13 protein-coding genes are annotated in these 13853 nt (G+C 71.4%); 11 read left to right on the top strand and 2 right to left on the bottom strand.

The features are described from left to right. Positions 1-15: 15 nt before the first annotated feature. The 8 genes from merB (at position 16) to H4W81_RS22975 (ending at position 7892) form a co-directional block, all read left to right on the top strand. Positions 16-714, top strand: coding sequence for an organomercurial lyase (merB, locus tag H4W81_RS23010; RefSeq protein WP_318781898.1), 699 nt, complete (start codon positions 16-18; stop codon positions 712-714). A 162-nt stretch (positions 715-876) separates the two neighbouring features. Further along, positions 877-1827 carry a GNAT family N-acetyltransferase gene (locus H4W81_RS23005; RefSeq protein WP_192776725.1) on the top strand — a complete coding sequence of 317 codons (951 nt, stop codon included), beginning with the start codon at positions 877-879 and terminating at the stop codon, positions 1825-1827. After that, entirely contained in the window at positions 1814-2539 is a 726-nt protein-coding gene (locus tag H4W81_RS23000) for a PIG-L deacetylase family protein (protein ID WP_318781897.1), read from the top strand. The genes H4W81_RS23005 and H4W81_RS23000 overlap by 14 nt, the downstream gene beginning before the upstream one ends. Continuing rightward, on the top strand, positions 2539-4140 hold the full coding sequence (locus H4W81_RS22995) for an ABC transporter substrate-binding protein (protein ID WP_192776724.1): 1602 nt from the start codon (positions 2539-2541) through the stop codon (positions 4138-4140). Before H4W81_RS23000 ends, H4W81_RS22995 begins: the two co-directional genes overlap by 1 nt. After that, positions 4137-5108 (top strand): ABC transporter permease, encoded by a 972-nt coding sequence (locus H4W81_RS22990; protein WP_192776723.1) that lies wholly within the window; start codon positions 4137-4139, stop codon positions 5106-5108. Before H4W81_RS22995 ends, H4W81_RS22990 begins: the two co-directional genes overlap by 4 nt. Then, a complete protein-coding gene (locus H4W81_RS22985) occupies positions 5105-5965 on the top strand; it encodes an ABC transporter permease (protein ID WP_192776722.1) in 861 nt (286 codons plus the stop codon). The genes H4W81_RS22990 and H4W81_RS22985 overlap by 4 nt, the downstream gene beginning before the upstream one ends. After that, positions 5962-6933 carry an ABC transporter ATP-binding protein gene (locus H4W81_RS22980; RefSeq protein ID WP_192776721.1) on the top strand — a complete coding sequence of 324 codons (972 nt, stop codon included), beginning with the start codon at positions 5962-5964 and terminating at the stop codon, positions 6931-6933. The genes H4W81_RS22985 and H4W81_RS22980 overlap by 4 nt, the downstream gene beginning before the upstream one ends. Further along, complete coding sequence (locus H4W81_RS22975) at positions 6930-7892, top strand: ABC transporter ATP-binding protein (protein WP_192776720.1); 963 nt, start codon at positions 6930-6932, stop codon at positions 7890-7892. Before H4W81_RS22980 ends, H4W81_RS22975 begins: the two co-directional genes overlap by 4 nt. Before the next feature lie 54 nt (positions 7893-7946). On the opposite strand, the gene H4W81_RS47475 is transcribed toward H4W81_RS22975, so the two are convergent. Both H4W81_RS47475 and H4W81_RS22965 read right to left on the bottom strand, forming a co-directional pair. After that, positions 7947-9626 (bottom strand): serine/threonine-protein kinase, encoded by a 1680-nt coding sequence (locus H4W81_RS47475; RefSeq protein ID WP_225958742.1) that lies wholly within the window; start codon positions 9624-9626, stop codon positions 7947-7949. After that, the gene (locus H4W81_RS22965) at positions 9623-11089 is read right to left on the bottom strand and encodes a serine/threonine-protein kinase (RefSeq protein WP_192776719.1); all 1467 of its coding nucleotides are present in this window, start codon (positions 11087-11089) and stop codon (positions 9623-9625) included. Before H4W81_RS22965 ends, H4W81_RS47475 begins: the two co-directional genes overlap by 4 nt. Before the next feature lie 90 nt (positions 11090-11179). On the opposite strand from H4W81_RS22965, the gene H4W81_RS22960 reads away from it, so the two are divergent. From H4W81_RS22960 to H4W81_RS22950, 3 genes are all read left to right on the top strand, one after another. Further along, positions 11180-11389 carry a hypothetical protein gene (locus H4W81_RS22960; protein WP_192776718.1) on the top strand — a complete coding sequence of 70 codons (210 nt, stop codon included), beginning with the start codon at positions 11180-11182 and terminating at the stop codon, positions 11387-11389. Between the two features lie 196 nt (positions 11390-11585). Continuing rightward, on the top strand, positions 11586-11933 hold the full coding sequence (locus H4W81_RS22955; protein ID WP_192776717.1) for a hypothetical protein: 348 nt from the start codon (positions 11586-11588) through the stop codon (positions 11931-11933). Between the two features lie 280 nt (positions 11934-12213). After that, positions 12214-13836 (top strand): ABC-F family ATP-binding cassette domain-containing protein, encoded by a 1623-nt coding sequence (locus H4W81_RS22950; RefSeq protein WP_192776716.1) that lies wholly within the window; start codon positions 12214-12216, stop codon positions 13834-13836. Positions 13837-13853 lie beyond the last annotated feature (17 nt).

Raw genomic sequence — 13853 nt, 5'->3', positions numbered from 1 at the left:
GCATGCTCTCCACCCGTGAAGGGGACGATGGTGGACAGGGAACAGCTCGAGGACGTCCGCTTGGCGGTCTACACCGGCTTCGCGCGCACAGGCCGCGCCCCGGGCCCGCCGGAACTGGCCGCCCGCACCGGGCTCGCCGTCGACCGGGTACGGCAGGCGCTGCGGCATCTCCACGAGAGCCGCGACCTGGTCCTGGACACCGGCGACGGCGACCGCGTCGTCATGGCGCATCCCTTCTCGGCCGTCCCGCTCGGCTTCTCCGTCATGGGGGAGCGGACCCTGTGGTGGGGCGGCTGCGCCTGGGACTCGTTCGCCATCCCCCACCTCCTCCGGGACGAGCCCGCCGTTCTGGTCGCCACCGGCTGCCCGGCCTGCGACACCCCGCACGCCTGGAGGGTCGGCTGGGACGCGCCTCCGCCGGGCGACCAGGTGGCCCACTTCCTCGTGCCGGTCCACCACATCTGGGACGACGTCGTCCACGCCTGCGCCAACCAGCGCCTGTTCTGCTCCGTCGCCTGCGTCGAGGTCTGGCTCGAGCGGACCCGGCAGGCCCGCGGTTACGTGATGGATCTGGCCACCCTGTGGCGGCTGGCCCGCGGCTGGTACGCCGGACGCCTGGACCGCGGCTACACCCGGCGTGACCCTTCCTCCGCCGCCGCGTACTTCGCGCAGGTCGGCCTGCACGGCCCCTTCTGGGGACTGCCCGCCGACTGAGCAGGCAGGCACGGGCTCGCCGAGCGGCCACCTGCCGATCTGGTAAGCCAACATTCCATGCTTACCCGAGACGAAGGAAAGTTTCTAGAGGGTAGCCACAAGGGAAATTTTCTTCCCTGATCTTATTGACCCGGCGCCTTACCAGTCGCAAAGCTTTTGGGCATGACGGTCACTGTCCGCGCGTTCGCCGCCGGGGACGAGCACTCTCTGATCGAATCCTGGAACCGGAGCCTTCCGGCGGACCCGACGACCGCGGCGTGGTTTCGCGACTGCGTCCTACTCGACCCGAACTTCGACCCCGAAGGCCTGCGGGTGGCCGTGACCGGCGGGCGCGTCGTGGGCTGCGCCTACGCCGTCCGCCGGTTGACGCCGCTCGCGCCGGGCACGGACCTGGAGCCGGAGACCGGCTGGATCCCGTTCTTCTTCGTCGCGCCGGGACACCGGGGTGGCGGGCTCGGCCGGCGGCTGCTCACCGAGGCGCTGGACTTCCTGCGGTCCAGGGGACGGACGCGGGTCGACTTCGCCTCCTACACGCCCAACTACGTGCTGCCCGGCGCCGACTCCGAGCTCTACCCCGAGGGGTTCGCCCTGCTGACCAGCCTGGGGTTCGGCACGCTCTACTCGCCGGTCGCGATGGACCGCACGCTGGTCGGCTACCTGACGCCGGAGGACGTCCACGAGCTGCGGGCCAGGCGGGAGAGCGAGGGGTACGGCTTCCACAGCCCGGCCGACGGCGAACTGCCCGAGCTGATCAGGTTCGCGGCCGACGCGTTCAACCCCGACTGGGGCGAGGCGATCCGCCACCACAAGGACACCACGCGCATGGTCGTCGCCAGGAAGCGGGACCGGCTGGTGGGGTTCGCGCTCTACGCCGCCTACCGCGGCATCCCCGAAAGGTTCGGGCCCTTCGGCGTGGACGCCGGCGAGCGCGGCACCGGGCTCGGCAAGATCCTTCTCCACCTCACGATGACGCGGATGCGAGCCGAGGGCCTGCACTCCTCGTGGTTCCTCTGGACAGGGGAGTCCAGCCCGGCCGGACATCTCTACACCAAGGCGGGCTACCAGGTCACCCGCCGCTTCCACGTCATGAGGTGGGCCCGTGAGCGAGCGTAGCGAGGGAACAGTCGAAGACATCCATGTACTGGCCGTCGGGGCGCACGCCGGGGACATGGACCTGACGGCGGGCGCCGTGCTCGCGCAGCACGTCCTCGAGGGGCACCGCGCCACGCTACTGCACCTCACGCTCGGCGAGCGCGGGCACCCGCGGCTGCCCGTGCCCGAATACGCGAAGCAGAAGCGCGACGAGGCAGCGGCGTTCGCGCGGGCGATCGGCGCCGAGGCCAGGTTCCTCGACTACGAGGACGGCTTGCTGCCCGAGGACGACGACGTCAAGATGCGCGTCGGCGACCTGATCAGGGAGCTGCGTCCCGACGTGATCCTGACCCACTGGAGCCGGTCGATCCACAAGGATCACGCCCGCACACATCGCATCGTCGAGGACGCCCGCTTCTACGGCGGGCTGAAGACGCTGGAGCGAGAGCGGCCCGCGCACTGGGCGGCGCAGCTGTTCTACGCCGACAACTGGGAGGACGCCGAGGGCTACCGGCCCGACGTCTTCTTCGAGCTGACCGACGAGGCTTACGAGGTCTGGTCGGCGGCGATCAGGGGCTACGCGTTCGCCCGTGGGGAGACGTACGGCTTCCCGTACGTCGACTACTACCGCGCCCTCACCATCGTGCGCGGCGCTCCGGCCGGGTTCCGCCGGGCCCAGGCCTTCGCGGCGCCGGTCGGCTCCCGTGACCTCCGTGTGAGAGGAACCTTCTGATGAAACGTTTCACACTCGCCGTCGCCTTAGCCCTCGCCGTGGCAGGTTGTTCCAGCTCCGGCGCCCCCAAGACGGCGGACGCGGCGCCGCCCCTGGTGATGCACGCCATCGACTCCGGTACCTTCCAGGAGAACTTCAACCCGTTCCACCTCGAAGGCGTGAACTTCGGCACGACCGGGATGATCTACGAGACGCTCGAGTACTTCAACAAGCTCAAACCCGGCGAGATCAAGCCGTGGCTGGCGCTGGGCCACGAGTGGAGCAACGAGGGCAAGACGCTCACCTTCACCCTGCGCCAGGGTGTGAAGTGGACCGACGGCAAGCCGTTCACCGCCGACGACGTGGCCTTCACCTTCACCACGATGACCAGGCACCCCGAGCTCAACAAGGGCGCGCTGGAGATCTCCGGCACCAAGGTGCTCGCCCCCGACAAGGTGCGGATCGACTTCAGGACCACCTCGTACGCCAAGCTGTTCAACATCTCCGGCAACACGGGCATCGTGCCGAAGCACCTGTTCGAGAAGGAGAACCCGGTCACCTTCACCAACCCCAAGCCGGTCGGCACCGGGCCGTACAAGCTCTCGAAGTTCTCCGCCCAGCTGTACGAGATGACGAAGAACTCGGCGTACTGGCAGCCGGGCAAGCCCGTCGTCCCCACCATCCGGTTCCCCGCCTACACCGCCAACGCCGTGCAGACCGGCCTGCAGCAGGGCGAGATCGACTGGGCGGGCGCGTTCGTGCCCGACATCGACAAGATCTACGTCCAGGGCAAGCCCGAGGTCAACAAGTACTACTTCCCGCCCGAGGGCGTGGTCTCGCTCCTGCCGAACCTGACCCACCCCGTCCTGTCCAAGCCGGAGGTACGGCAGGCCATCAGCCTGGCCATCGACCGCGACAAGATCGTCAAGGTGGCCGAGCGCGGGTACACGAAGGTCGCCCACCCGACGAGCATCCCGATGCCGGGCGGGGAGGCGTTCCTGCCGCCGGAATACAAGGACGCCTCCTTCCAGGTGGACGTCGAGAAGGCCAAAGAACTGCTGAAGGGCGTCGATCCGGCCCAGCTGACGTTCACCCTGCTCGTGCCCTCCCCGTTCACCGACTGGGTGAACGCCGCCCAGCTCATCAGGGAGGACCTGGCCAAGGTCGGCATCACGGTCGAGACCCGCGGGGTGGCGTTCCAGGACTGGGTGTCCAAGGTCGGCAAGGGCGACTTCGAGTTGTCGATCAGGGCCACGCCCGCCGGGGCCTCGCCGTACTTCCAGATGAGGTCGCTGCTCTTCAGCGAGCTGGCCAAGCCCGTCGGCACCGCCGCCACCGGCAACTACCAGCGGTGGAAGGACGAGACGACCGACAAGCTGATCAACGACTACGCCGCCACCGAGAACCTGGCCGAGCAGCAGCGGGCCACCCAGGAGCTCGGCCGGATCATGGTGGAGAAGCTGCCGGTGCTGCCGCTGTTCTACAGCCCGGCGTGGGCGCAGTTCCGCACGAACAAGTACGTCGGGTGGCCCTCCGAGCAGGACCCGTACGCGATGCCCTCGCCGTACACCTCGCCCGACGCGGCCGTGGTGCTGCTCAACCTGAGGCCCGCGGGCACGTGAGGTTCCTGACCAGGCGGCTCGGGTTCTACCTCCTCACGGCCTGGGCCGCCGTCACGCTCAACTTCCTGATCCCCAGGATGATGCCGGGGGATCCGGTGGACCTGCTGGTGGCCAGGCTCAAGGGCAACGTGGACCCGGCCGCGATCGAGGCGATGAAGAGGGCGTTCGGGATCAGCGACGCGGGTCTGTGGACGCAGTACGTCGACTATCTGGGCAACCTGTTCCGCGGCGAACTCGGGCGGTCGATCACCTTCTTCCCGACCGAGGTGTCCACGGTCGTCGCCGACAGCCTGCCGTGGACGATCGGGCTGGTGGGTGTGGCCACGCTGATCAGCTACGTGGTCGGCACCTCGCTCGGGGTGTTGATGGCGTGGAAGCGCGGCACCTGGCTCGACGGGGTGCTGCCCGCCGCCACGTTCCTGCACGCGGTGCCGTACTTCTGGGTGGCGCTCGTGCTGGTCTTCGTGTTCGGCTCGACGCTGCAGTGGTTTCCCGGCTCGCGAGCGTACGGGCTGGAGGTGACGCCCGGCTTCACGTGGGAGTTCGTCGCCAGCGTGGGCTACCACGCGACGCTGCCCGCGGTCACGATCGTGCTGGCCTCGATGGCCGACCGCATCCTCGGCATGCGCAACGTCATGGTCACCACGCTCGGCGAGGACTACGTGGTCATGGCCGAGGCCAAGGGGCTGACCAGCCGCCGCGTCATGTGGGCCTACGCCGCGCGCAACGCGATCCTGCCGAACATCACGAGCTTCGCGCTGTCGCTCGGGTTCGTGGTCGGCGGCTCGGTGCTGACCGAGATCGTCTTCTCCTATCCGGGCATCGGCTCGATGTTGCTGAAGGGCGTGGAGAACGAGGACTTCCCGCTCATGCAGGGCATCTTCCTGGTGATCTCGCTGGCCGTCCTCGTCGCGAACCTGCTGGCCGACCTCGCCTACGTGATCCTCGACCCAAGGACCCGCCAATGAAGATCCGCATCGGCATCGGCATCCTGGTCTTCTTCACGCTGATGGCGCTCGTCGGACCGCTGCTGCTGCCCGCCGACCCGGCCGCCACCAGCGACGCCGGTCTCCAGGGGCCCTCCGCCGAGCACTGGCTCGGCACCACGCAGACCGGCCAGGACGTGCTCACGCAGATCGTGCACGGCTCGCGGGTCTCGATGGGCGTCGGCGTGCTGTCGGCGGTCATCGCCACCGTCTTCGCCATCGCGGTGGGCCTGGTCGGCGGCTACTTCGGCGGCGCGGTCGACGAGGTGCTCTCGGTGCTCACCAACATCTTCCTGGTGCTTCCCGCGCTGCCGTTGATCATCGTGCTCGCCGGCTACCTGCCCCAGCGCGGCGTCGCCTCGGTCGCGGTGGTGATCGCCGTGACCGGCTGGGCGTGGGGCGCCCGCGTGCTGCGCGCCCAGACCCTGTCCGTACGGCGGCGCGACTTCGTGGAGGCGGCGCGGGCCGCGGGCGAGGGCCCGTTCCGCGTCGTCTTCTTCGAGATCATGCCCGTGCTGCTGCCGGTGATCGCCACCAGCTTCCTTGCCACCGTGGTCGGCGCCATCCTCGCCGAGGCCGGGCTCTCCTTCCTCGGCCTGGCCGACCTGTCCACGGTGAGCTGGGGGAGCATGCTGTACTTCGCGCAGAACGGCCAGGCGCTGCTGATCGGCGCCTGGTGGTGGTTCGTGCCGCCGGGGCTGTGCATCGCGCTCATCGGCACCGGGCTGGCGCTGGTCAACTTCGGCCTGGACGAGATAGCCAACCCCCGGCTGCGCACGATCAGGCAGCCGCGCCGACCCAAGCTCGCCACGGCCATCCCGGAGGAGGCGCGCTCGTGAACGTCCTGGAGATCCGCGGACTCGGCGTCGACTACCTGTCGAACAGCGGCGCGGTCCACGCGGTCGCCGACGTCTCGCTCGACCTGCGGCGCGGCGAGATCCTCGGGCTGGCGGGGGAGAGCGGCAGCGGCAAGTCCACGCTCGCGCACGCGATCGGGCGGTTGCTGCGGCCACCGGCCACGATCGCCGGTGGCTCGGTGACCTACCACCGGGCCGGCGGTCCGGCCGTGGACGTGCTGGCCCTGAAACGCGAGGAGCTGCGCGCCTTCCGGTGGCGGGAGCTGGCGGTCGTCTTCCAGAGCGCCATGAACTCCCTCAACCCGGTCAGCACGATCGGTGCGCAGATCGACGACGTGCTCCGTATCCACGTCCCCGACATGCGACGCAAGGCGCGCGCCGAACGCGCGGTGGAGCTGCTGCAGCGGGTCGGCATCAGCGCGGACCGCCGGCGCAGCTACCCGCACGAGCTGTCCGGCGGCATGCGCCAGCGTGCGGCGATCGCCATCGCGCTGGCGCTCAACCCCGAGATCATCATCATGGACGAGCCCACCACCGCCCTCGACGTGGTGGTGCAGCGCGACATCCTGCACGAGATCAGGGCCCTGCGGGAGGAGTACGGCTTCGCGGTCCTGTTCATCACGCACGACCTGTCGCTGCTGATGGAGATCTCCGACCGGATCGCCATCATGTACGCGGGCCGGGTGGTCGAGACGGGCACCGCCAGGGCGCTGCACAAGGCGCCGCGCCACCCGTACACACTGGGCCTGCTGCGCTCCTTCCCGCGCCTGCACGGGCCGCGCGAGGAACTGCTCGGCATCCCCGGCACCCCACCCGACCTGCGCTCGCTGCCGTCCGGCTGCGCCTTCCACCCGCGTTGCCGCTTCGCCTTCGACGCCTGCGACTCGACGCTGCCACGGCTCGATCCCGACGTGGCCTGCCTGCTCAACGAGGGGAAGGGGGTCCGATGAGCGAGATCGTGCTCGAGGGCAGGAACCTCACCAAGCATTTCAAGGCCGCCCGCGGCCGTGGCACCGTGCGCGCGGTCGAGGACGTGTCGCTGGCGCTGCGGTCCGGGTCGGTGACGGCGCTGGTGGGGGAGAGCGGCTGCGGCAAGAGCACCGTGGCCAGGCTGCTGGCACAGGTGTACCCGCCGACGTCGGGCGAGGTGCTGCTGCGCGGGGAGAAGGTGAAGGGCTTCAGGGAGTACCGGCGGCGGGTGCAGCTGATCTTCCAGGACCCGTTCGCCTCGCTCAACCCCTTCCACCGGGTCCGCTACCACCTGGCCAGGCCGATGCGCGTCCACGGGCACGCGCGCTCCGCCGCGCACGAGCGGGAGCTGGTGGCCGAACTGCTGGAACGGGTCAGCCTCACGCCCGTCGAGCAGTTCATGGACAAGCTGCCGCACGAGCTGTCGGGCGGGCAGCGGCAGCGGGTGGCGATCGCCCGCGCGCTGGCCGTACGGCCGATCGCGCTGATCGCGGACGAGCCCGTCTCCATGCTCGACGTGTCCATCAGGCTCGGCGTGCTGCGGCTGCTCGAGCGGCTGGCCGCCGACAGCGGGCTGGCGCTGCTGTACATCACGCACGACATCGCCAGCGCCCGCTACTTCGCCGAGGACATCACCGTCATGTACGCGGGGCGGCTGATCGAGAGCGGCCCCGGCGAAGCGCTCACCCAGGCGGCCCGGCACCCCTACACCCAGCTGTTGCTGGACTCGGCCCCCGACCCCGATCGGGTGACGCCGCCCGACCGCACCAGGCACGGCGAGCCGCCCAGCCTGATCTCGCCGCCGAGCGGGTGCCGCTTCCACCCGCGCTGCCCTGTCGCGCTGCCGGTCTGCGCCGACGAGGTGCCGGGCCGTACCGAGCTCGGCGCCGGCCGGTGGACGCACTGCTGGCACGCCGAGGCGGCTGCCCATCCGTCCTGATGGTGCGGCCGATTGCACGCGGCAGGACCCCGGGAGCGTGCCTTCGAAGAGGGCCTAGGAGTAGTAGTCGCACACCGTGAACGAGACGCGCCTGGTGGCCTTGGAGGGGGTCAGGAGGTGGAAGACGATCGTGTGCCGCCCGGGCGTGAACGCGCCGAACGGGTTGCGCTGGACCTTGTCCGTGCCGTTGGTCAGCCAGCCCGTCAACCACCCGCTGTCCTCGCCGTCCACGACCCACCGGTAGCCGTACTCCCTCTGCTTGCCTGACGGGCCCTTGAGCACGGCGACGGGGAAGAGGCTTTGCGACCAGCACCCTTCGGCCTTCTTCAGCCCGTCCAGTGTCAACGAGACCAGGCGGACGGTCCCGCCCGCGGCCCTGGGCGTGGTCTTCGCGGGGGACGGCACGGGTCGCGAGGTCGTCGGCTTCGAGGTCGCGGGCTTGGAGGTCGTGGGCTTGACGGTGGTGGGCTTGGTGGTGGCGGGCTTCTCGGTTGCGGGCTTCTCGGTTGCGGGCTTCTCTGTGGTGGATGTGGTGGTCACGGGTTCGGCGGTCGTGGGCTTGGCCGTCGGCCGCGGCCGGGTGGTCTTGGGCTTCGGGCGAGGGGTTTCGGCCGAACCCGGCTTCTCGGGCGCGGGATCCGGAGTTCCGGTCGAGGCGCCAGGGGAGGGCGTGGGTGCCGAGGCGGCGGTCGTCACCGTGTCGGGCGTCCATGTGAGCGCCCCGGCCACCAGGGCGGCGGACACCGCCAGTGCCCCGGCCCCCGCCAGGACCGCCGTCCCGCGCCGGCGGCCCGCGCCACTGCCTGCCGTTCCTCCCCGGCGGCCCGCCGTAGCTCCTTCGTGGCCCGTCGTAGCTCCTCCGTGGCCCGCGCCACGGCCCGCCGTGCCTCCTCGGCGGTTCGCGCGGCGGCCCGCCGTACCTCCCCGACGATCCATGGTGCGGCCGGCCGGGGTGGTGGGCTGGGCGCCGAGGAGCTGGAGCAGGACGTCCTGCATCGCGGGCCGGGCGGCGGGGTCCTTGGCCAGGCAGGCCAGCACGATCGGGCGCAGCGGTCCCGGCAGGTCGCCCAGGTGCGGTTCGTCGTGGAGGATGCGGCGGATCACCGCGGGCAGCGAGTCGTTGCCGAACGGCGGTGTCCCTGTCGCGGCGAACACGATCACCGACGCCCAGGCGAAGACGTCCACCGCGGGACCGAGCGGCTCGCCCGCGAGCTGCTCGGGCGCCATGTAGGCGGGCGTGCCGACGATGCTGCTCGTCACGGTCAGCGCGTGGCCGGAGGAGCGGGCGATGCCGAAGTCGATGACGCGCGGCCCGTCGCGGCCGAGCAGCACGTTGGCGGGCTTGAAGTCGCGGTGCACCACCCCGGCCCGGTGGATCGCGGCCAGCGCGGTCGCCGTCGCGACCGCCAGCCGTTGCAGGTCGGCGCCGCCGTGGCGGCCCGCCTCGTGCAGCGAGGGCCCTTCGACGTACTCGGTCACGATGTACGGCCGGCCGCCCAGCGAGGCGTCGAGCACCTGGGCGATGCAGAACGGCTCGACCCGTCGCGCCGCGTCGATCTCCTTGGCGAAGCGGTGGTCACCCGCGAGCCCGTCCTGAAGGACCTTGACGGCGACCCGCCGCCCGTCGGGCGCCTGACCCAGGTAGACCACACCCTGCCCGCCCGCGCCCAGCCGTGCCAGCAGCCGGTACGGGCCGACGGCCGGGGGATCCTCGGGCAGGAGCGGGGCCGTCATTCGGTACCCACCGGGCAGATGGCGAACGAGAGCGTCTTCGACACCGTCATGGGCGAGGTCAGGCGGAGCGTGATGCGGTGCGGGCCGTCGGGCTTGACGAGCGGGCCGATGACCTGCTGGGTGTGGGAGTCGGCGATGTAGGCCTCCGAACGCTCCACCACCCGGCCGTCCAGGATCCATTCGTAGCGGAACCTGGTGTGCAGCCTGGTCCCCTCGACCAGGCCGAAGGTGTTGGACTGGCCGATCTGGCAGTCCTGGGTGTTGGCCTTCCTGGCGCCCATGGCGCGCAGCGACGCGATCCTGAACGACCCGCCGCCACCCGATGCGGCGGACCTGGTGGGTTTGGCGGATGAGCTCGTCGGGGCGGAGGCGGGCTCCCTCGTCGGCTCACTGGTCGGTTTGGGGGTCGGTTTGCGGGTGGCCGGGGTTCTGGTCCCTTTGGGGCGCGGGCGCTTCGTCGTCGGGCCGGTCTTCCCCGTCGTGGTGATCGCCATGGCCTGCGCGCTCGGGGGCGCCGTCCTGACCTCCCGGCCGCTCGTGGCACCCCAGCCGCTCGTGATGCCCCAGCCGACGGCCCCCGCGGCCATCAGCGCCACCACGCCGGAGATCCCCGCGACGACCCGGACCTCGCCCCCACGCCGGGCTCCCGCGGCCCCGCTCCCGCGTCGTGACCTCCCGGGGACCGTGGGCCCGCCGCTGTGGCCGGCGTCGCCCGGATGGCTGGGGACCTGTCCGCCCAACAGCTGCAGGAGCACGTCCTGCATGGACGGCCGGCGCGCCGGATCCTTGTCCAGGCACGCGAGCACGATCGTGCGTAACGGCCGCGGCAGATCGCCGAGCTGTGGCTCGTTGTGCAGGATCCGGTTGATCACCGCGGGGAGCGAGTCCTCGCCGAACGGCGGGCTCCCTGTCGCGGCGAACACGATCACCGAGGCCCACGCGAACACGTCGGTGGCGGGCCCGACCGCCGCCCCCGCCAGCTGTTCGGGGGCCATGTAGGCAGGCGTCCCCATGATGCCGCTGGTCCCCGTCAGCCCCGACTCGACGGATCGGGCGATGCCGAAGTCGATCACCCGCGGCCCGCCCTGCCCGAGCAGCACGTTGGCGGGCTTGAAGTCGCGGTGCACGATGCCCGCCTGGTGGATGGCCGTCAGCGCGGTCGCGGTCGCGACGGCGAGCCGCTGCAGGTCGGCACCGCTGTGACGGCCCGCCTGCTGGAGCGAGGGGCCCTCGACATACTCCGTCACGATGTACGGCCGGCCGCTCAGGGAGGCGTCGAGCACCTGGGCGATGCAGAACGGCTCCACCCGCCGCGCCGCGTCGATCTCCTTGGCGAAGCGCTCGTCGGCCGGCCCGTCGCGCATGACCTTGACCGCGACCGGCCTGCCGTCCCGCCCCTGGCCCAGGTAGACGACTCCCTGCCCGCCGGCGCCCAGGCGCCCGAGGAGCCGGTAGGGCCCCATAGCCGCAGGATCGCCCTCCCGGAGGGGTTCGACGTGCGGCATGGGACTCCTGTGACAGCTGCTAAGGGATCTTCAGCACCATAGCGGGAAATGTCAGGATCGGTGGGCCAGTCGGGTAAAACGCGCCCGCCCACCTCGCGTCCCTTCAAAGGACGCAGGGCGCCGGCCCGGTGGAAGCGGCGCAGCAGCAGCCCGGCCGTGGTGGCCGGCCCGACGGTCAGGCCGAGCCCGGTTCCCAGCGTGGCCAGCCCGGCGGGCGTCGCCAGCAGCCACGCCGCGGGCAGCCCCACGACCCAGTAGCCGAAGAGGGTGATGCGGAAGCCGCTCCTGGTGTCGTCGAGACCGCGCAGTAGCCCGACGCACCGGATCCACGTCAGGCGACGCGCGAGCCCGGCTGACGCCCCTGGCCGGTGTCGACGATCGCCGCGGCGGTCTGGTTGGGTGGCTCCATGACAGCGAACGCGAATGTCCGGGGACGGTCCGGTCGGGTGGCTCCATGACAGCGAACGCGAACGTCCGGGGGCGGTCCGGATGGGATCCCTGGCGCAGGTGCGCGGCGATCGGCACCGCCACTCTGATCCCCACCACCGTGCTCGCCTGGATCTACGTGCTGAGCACGGCCGAGTTCTCCCGGTGCCTGACCTACGGGGAGCAGTGCGCCCCGGCCGCGGACGTGCTGCTGCCGATCGCCTGGTGGACGTTCTGGGGCAGTGTCGCCGCCGGCGTGGGCGCGCTCGTCCTCCCGAAGAGATGGCGGGTGATGACCTGGCTCCGGCCGGTCCTGGCAGTCGCCCAGCTCCTCCTGCAGGTGGCCACCTTCGCCGCCGTGGTAGGCAGCGCGTGACGGTCGCGTCCCTCTGTCGTTTCCTGTGAGGGGACCCCGCAACGTACCGGCCGGGTGAGAAAAGGCTTCGCGGGAAGGCCGTCTGCTACCCTGGCTGGGTGCAATATCTGTACTTCCTCTGAGGACGACGACCTCGGCCGCCGATGAGGTCCCGGATCGCCCCGTTCAGCGGGCCCGGGCGCGGCTGAGTCTTCCGCTGTCGTCTGTCACTTTTCACAGGTTCCTGCCTTGACGCCGCCGGCTGTGCCGGGGCGCGCGGGAGCCTGCCCTTGGAGGAAGTGTGTCCACCGACACTGTTCGCCGGGCTCGCGCGCGGGCCCATCTCAACGCCACAGATCTGCGTCTCGCCCGCGGCGGCCGACCGGTTCTGACCGGTGTGGACCTGACCGTCTCTCCCGGTGATCGGCTGGGGGTGGTCGGCGAGAACGGCCGCGGCAAGAGCACGCTGCTGCAGGTGCTCGCCGGGACCCTGGTTCCCGACTCCGGCTCGGTGCACCGGGCGGGCACGCTCGGCGTCGCCGACCAGGAGATGCCGATCGACGACCACCGCACCGTCGGCGGTCTGATCGACGTCGAACTCGCCCAGGTACGCGCGGTGCTGCGCGCGTTCGAGGCGGCGACCCTCGCGCTCGCCGAGGACCGCCCCGGCGCCGACCAGGCGTACGCCGACGCGCTCGCGGACGCGGAGGCCATCGACGCCTGGGACGCCGACCGCCGCGTCGACGTCTCGCTCGCCGCGCTCGACGCGGTGCACGACCGCGCCCGGCCGCTGGCCGAGCTCTCCGTCGGGCAGCGCTACCGGATCCGGCTGGCGTGCCTGCTGGGCGCCGGTCACGATCTCCTGCTGCTGGACGAGCCGACCAACCATCTCGACGCGGCCGGTCTCGACCACCTGACCGCCAGGCTTCGTGAGCACCCGGGAGGGGTGGTGCTGGTCAGCCACGACCGCGCGCTGCTGGACGACGTCGTCACCACGGTGCTCGACCTCGACCCGACCAGTGACGGCCGGCCCCGTACCTACGGCGGCGGATACGCCGGCTACCGGGAGGGCCGTCGCGCCGAGCGGGAACGCTGGGAGAGCGAGTACCGGGACCAGCAGAGCGAGCGGGAGCGGCTCGCGCAGGACCTCTCCGCGGCGCAGAACCGGCTGTCCACCGGATGGCGGCCGGAGAAGGGAACCGGCAAGCACACGCGCGCCACTCGGGCGCCCGCCCTGGTCCGGGCGGTTCACCGGCGGCGGGAGGAGCTCGAGGCACACGTGGTCGACGTTCCCAAGCCGCCGTTGCGGTTCCAACTGCCGCGGCTCGAGGCGCCGCAGGGAGCCACGCTCCTGCGCGCCGACGAGGTGACGGTGCACGGCCGGTTCGCATCACCGCAGTCGGTGCTGCTGCGCTCCGGCGACCGCCTCGTGGTGACCGGCCCCAACGGCTCCGGCAAGTCGAGCGTGCTCTCCGTGCTCGCGGGGACGCTGGCCCCGGACTCGGGGGTCGTACAGCGCAAGAGGGGCGCGCGGGTGGGGCTGCTCGCGCAGGAGTCGCCGCCGCCGTCGCGGCGGCGCGCCTTCGAGGTGTACGACGCCGTCGTCGGCAGGCTCGTCAGCTCGGGTGCGCTCGACGAGGCGGACTGTGTCGGGCTCACGCAGCTCGGCCTGCTTCCCTCCGGCGCCGCCCACCGCCCGGTGACCGAGCTGTCGATCGGCCAGCAACGGCGGCTCGACCTGGCCGTCCTGCTGGCCGCGCGCCCGCAGGTCGTGCTGCTGGACGAGCCGACCAACCACCTGTCGATGGCTCTGGTCGAGGAGCTGACCGAGGCGCTGGCCACCACGGGCGCCGCGGTGGTGCTGGCCACCCACGACAGGCAGCTGCTGCGCGACACGGCGGACTGGCCGCGGCTTCGGCTCTGACGGCGGGCTCCGGCCGG

Origin of the sequence: Nonomuraea africana, from assembly GCF_014873535.1 — a bacterium.
In the GTDB taxonomy this organism is placed as follows: Bacteria; Actinomycetota; Actinomycetes; order Streptosporangiales; family Streptosporangiaceae; genus Nonomuraea; species Nonomuraea africana.
The sequence above is the reverse complement of the archived record's forward strand: the minus strand, read 5'-3'. Positions and strand labels throughout refer to the sequence as shown.

Bases quoted from the DNA above. Each gene is read 5' to 3' on its own strand.
- H4W81_RS22985 (WP_192776722.1), top strand. From the start codon at position 5,105: ATGAAGATCCGCATCGGCATCGGCATCCTGGTCTTCTTCACGCTGATG.
- H4W81_RS22960 (WP_192776718.1), top strand. From the start codon at position 11,180: ATGTCAGGATCGGTGGGCCAGTCGGGTAAAACGCGCCCGCCCACCTCG.
- H4W81_RS47475 (WP_225958742.1), bottom strand. From the start codon at position 9,626: ATGACGGCCCCGCTCCTGCCCGAGGATCCCCCGGCCGTCGGCCCGTAC.
- H4W81_RS22955 (WP_192776717.1), top strand. From the start codon at position 11,586: ATGACAGCGAACGCGAACGTCCGGGGGCGGTCCGGATGGGATCCCTGG.
- H4W81_RS22995 (WP_192776724.1), top strand. From the start codon at position 2,539: ATGAAACGTTTCACACTCGCCGTCGCCTTAGCCCTCGCCGTGGCAGGT.
- H4W81_RS22975 (WP_192776720.1), top strand. From the start codon at position 6,930: ATGAGCGAGATCGTGCTCGAGGGCAGGAACCTCACCAAGCATTTCAAG.
- H4W81_RS23005 (WP_192776725.1), top strand. From the start codon at position 877: ATGACGGTCACTGTCCGCGCGTTCGCCGCCGGGGACGAGCACTCTCTG.
- H4W81_RS22965 (WP_192776719.1), bottom strand. From the start codon at position 11,089: ATGGGGCCCTACCGGCTCCTCGGGCGCCTGGGCGCCGGCGGGCAGGGA.